Below are 3,974 nucleotides of genomic sequence, written 5' to 3'. Positions count from 1 at the left end.
GTCTTCGCGCCCAGCAACGCGTTGAACAGCGATGATTTGCCGACGTTCGGATTGCCGACGAACACGACCCGTCGGGGGGAACCGTCCACGTGGGGTTTACGATCTGCCTCACGTATGGCGGACAGGTCGATCTTGCGGTCCGCCGTCTGCTCGTCGAATCGTATCGGTGCGGAATGCTGCCCATCGAACAGCGCCGCGATGCCCCTGTGGTGCTCACCACAGCCTCCCGAGGCGCATGCCTTGCAGGAATGTCCGGAATGGCATAGATCTTCCTGCGCGGCTCGCCGGCCGTCCATCTCGTTATTGGTTCCCTCGGCCTGGCATTTGCTGCATTTCATGGTCATCGTCCGTCCTTCTCGCCTTTTGCCACATCGTTCATGGAGGACGCGCCCGCCTGATTCGCCCCGTCATGCGCCGGACGGACATGTATGGCCCGCGCGGTGTCTCCGTCGAGTGCGATGCGTTCGGTTCCGAAAGCGATGACGCGCCCGCCGAACATGCCCCGCTGCACGACCCTCAGACCCGCTCCGGGAGTCAGTCCGATCTCGCAGAGGCGAAAACGATGCCGTTCGTCCAGATCGATGGTGTCGATAAGCACATGCGCGTCGCGCGGGCAATCACGCAACGTCAGATTCGAAGCGCCGGCCTCCCCCATACCGCCGATGCGCATGGCACTGTGTTCACGCAAAACAGTCATACCGCCATGGCTATCAGAAAAAAACACGCGACACAAGTCTTGTTTTTTGGCGAATTTTATGGTATTGCACGCGTTTCCGACCGGTACCGACACCGCCGACGCCATAGGCGTCCCCATGGAATGCCGCGCAAATCGCATACGTCCGTACATGTCCGCAAGCCCCAAACGCACGAATGCCGGCAGGCTGCCAGCCTGCCGGCATTCGAATCATTCATCGTCTCACGACGCGTGAGGCCGCGCACCGCCGTCTGGCGTGCATCAGCGGCAACGAATCAATCACTTGCCCTTGGATACGTTGAACTTGAATTCGACGATGTCGCCGTCCTGCATGACGTAATCGCGGCCTTCCTGGCGGAGTTTGCCCTCCTCCTTGATGGTGGCCATCGAACCGTCGGCGGCGACGAAATCGTCATAGGAGACGATATCGGCCTTGATGAAGCCCTTTTCGAAGTCGGTGTGGATGACACCCGCGGCCTGCGGGGCGGTGTAGCCCTTGTGGATCTGCCATGCGCGCACCTCCTTCTCGCCGGCGGTGAGGAAGGTGGACAGGCCGAGCGTGTCGTAACCGACACGGGCCAGCTGGTCGAGGCCGGATTCCTCGAGACCGGCGTCGGCGAGCATCTCGCGCGCGTCGTCCTCGTCGAGCTCGGTCAGGTCGGCCTCGAACTGGGCGTTGAGGAAGATGGCCGGAGCGGGGGCCACGGAAGCGGTGAGCTTGGCCTTGAGCTCCTTGTTCTGCAGTTCGGAATCGTCCACGTTGAACACGTAGATGAACGGCTTGGCGCTCATCAGGTGCAGGTCGTAGACGGAATCCTTGTCGAAACGGCCTTCGCGCGCGGCCTTGTCGATGGTCTCGCCGTTCTCGAGGATCTCCTTGGCCTTCTTGACCGCGTCCATGTATGCCGGTTCGATCTTCTTGCCGCGCAGATCCTTCTCCAACTTCGGCAGCGCGTTCTCGATGGTCTGCAGATCGGCGAGGATCAGCTCGGTGTTGATGGTGTCGATGTCGTCGGCCGGGTCGACCTTGCCGTTGACATGCACGATGTCGTCGTCCTCGAAGGCGCGCACGACCTCGCAGATCGCGTCGGCCTCGCGGATGTTGGCGAGGAACTTGTTGCCTAGGCCCTCGCCCTCGGACGCGCCCTTGACGATGCCTGCGATGTCGACGAAGGTGACGGTGGCCGGGACGATCTTCTCGGTGTGCACGAGCTTGGCGAGCACGGGCAGACGCTTGTCCGGCAGCGGCACGATGCCGGTGTTCGGCTCGATCGTGGCGAACGGATAGTTCTCCGCCAGCACGTTGTTGCGGGTCAATGCATTGAACATGGTGGACTTGCCGACGTTCGGCAGTCCGACGATTCCGATAGTTAAAGACATGATTCCCTAGCTTAGTCTTAGGCTTCGATGGCGTCGACGGCCTTAATCACGGCGCCGCGGAACGCGCTTTCCTCAAGCGATGCGACGCCCTTGATGGTGGTTCCGCCGGGCGAACATACGGCATCCTTCATCGCGCCCGGGTGCGTTTCGTCCGCCATGTACAGCGCGCCCACGCCTTCGACCATCTTCGCGGCCAGCCGGTATGCGGTGGCGCGCTGCAGACCATACTTCACGCCGGCGTCGCCAAGCGCCTCGATGTACATGTCGGTGAACGCCGGAGCGCAGCCGGCGATGCACATGGCGATGTCCATATGCGCGGTGTCGACGCGCTCGATCAGGCTGATCGGCGCGAACAGGCGCTCGAACAGCGCCGTCTGCCCGTCGGTCAGCGTGTTGTCGGTTTCCGTGACGAGCACGCCCTTGCCGACCGCCATCGGCGTGTTCGGAATGGTGCACTGCACGTGCGCGGAATCGAAGGCATCGCCGAACAGCCCGCGGTATTTGGCGAGGTTCCATCCCGCCGCGATGGACACGACGATCTTGTCGGCCTTCGCAAGCTCCGCGACGATCGGCTTGACGACCGTTTCGATCTGGTAGGGCTTGATGGCCACGATGACCACGTCCGCCGCCACGGCGACCTCCAACGCATTATGCAGCGGGCGGACGCCCAGTTTCGCGGCGTTCTTCTCCAGCTTGTCATAATGCGCGGCGCACGCCACGATGTTGCCGCCGTTGACGACCCCGGCATCGACCATGCCTTCGGCGATGGCCTGCGCCATGTTGCCGTATCCGATGAATCCGATGGTTGGATTGGACATATCTGCTCCCTTGTGTGCGGTTGATGAAATCTGTGTTGGGGCGAATCCGAAATATGGCTGTATACGGGTGGACGCCGTTCCGAACCGGCTCAGAACAGTTCCTCCAGGTCCCCGCGGTTCAGCGCCTCGTCGAACAGGTGCCTGAACACCACGGAACCATGCACGCCGTCATGTTCGAATTCGTTGGTGGTCCAGTAATGCGAGCGTCCGATGCGCGACAGCGTGTCGAGCTGCAATCCCGAATCGACGTACATGTCGTCGTAGTAGACGGCCGCCTGCAGCGGAACCTCGTTGCGGGCCAGCTGCTCGGCGTCGTAGATTCTGCCGAAACGCGTGTCCTCCATCAGCGCGTCCATGGCGGGCTTGAACGGGCGCAGCGCGCCTTCCTGTTCGAACATCCAGGGGAACATGGCCTCGCCGGTGAAGTTGAGCGGGCGATGCGCGGCATCGAACTCGGGATGCTCGTCGCGCACCCGCTGCGCGGCCCAGCGGATCGGCTCGCCGAGCTCGCCGTTCGCGTAGATGAATTCCTGCAGCGGCCAGTACAACGGCCGTGACGCCGTGGCGTCCATGACCGACCAGAGGAACTCGTCAGACAACGTCGCATCCGCCGCGGCCGAACCGTCACCGTCCAGGAACGCCTGGTCGAGTATCCAATGCACGCGTTCGAAGCTCGGTTTCATGCCGAAATCGGAGCCGAGGCACTGGAAACGCTCCACGGTCAGCGGATCGCCGTTGGGCAGCGTCACCTTTCGGGACGCCAGAATGTCAGCCACGGCCGCGGCGCGGTCCCCATCGACCGGATAGCGCTCGTAGAATTGCGCGGTTTTCCTCGCCATGCGCGGGAACGTGTGGCGGTATACCTCGGTGGCGTCCGCCGGCACATGCGGGATGCCTCCCGTGGTGAAGCTGGCGACCACGCCCTGCGGGAACAGCGAAAGGTACGTCAATGTCAGGAACCCGCCATAGCTCTGGCCAAGCGTCGTCCACCGAGCGCCGCGGAATTCGGTGCGGCGCAGGTGCTCGAAATCGCGGATGATCGAATCGGCGAGGAAATGCTTCAGGAACGCCGCGCCCTCGGC

Annotated in this window: 5 protein-coding genes; all 5 read right to left on the bottom strand. The window is 62.7% G+C overall.

Features of this window, described 5'->3' with window-relative positions:
• The coding region (locus B3C64_RS03630) for a GTPase domain-containing protein (protein ID WP_291533800.1) at positions 1–338 on the bottom strand (338 nt) is incomplete at its 3' end.
• Positions 339–340: 2 nt separating this feature from the next.
• The gene (locus B3C64_RS03625) at positions 341–697 is read right to left on the bottom strand and encodes a FeoA family protein (protein WP_291533799.1); all 357 of its coding nucleotides are present in this window, start codon (positions 695–697) and stop codon (positions 341–343) included.
• A 276-nt stretch (positions 698–973) separates the two neighbouring features.
• Positions 974–2,074: a redox-regulated ATPase YchF gene (gene ychF, locus B3C64_RS03620; protein ID WP_291533798.1), complete on the bottom strand. Its 1,101-nt coding sequence runs from the start codon at positions 2,072–2,074 to the stop codon at positions 974–976.
• 17 nt (positions 2,075–2,091) lie between these two features.
• Complete coding sequence (gene proC, locus B3C64_RS03615) at positions 2,092–2,892, bottom strand: pyrroline-5-carboxylate reductase (protein ID WP_291533797.1); 801 nt, start codon at positions 2,890–2,892, stop codon at positions 2,092–2,094.
• Between the two features lie 89 nt (positions 2,893–2,981).
• The coding region (locus B3C64_RS03610; protein ID WP_291533795.1) for an alpha/beta fold hydrolase at positions 2,982–3,974 on the bottom strand (993 nt) is incomplete at its 5' end.

Origin of the sequence: Bifidobacterium sp. UBA6881 (genome assembly GCA_002451435.1) — a bacterium.
Lineage (GTDB): Bacteria > Actinomycetota > Actinomycetes > Actinomycetales > Bifidobacteriaceae > Bifidobacterium.
Note: the sequence above shows the minus strand (reverse complement) of the source record. Positions and strands in the feature narration are given on the sequence as shown.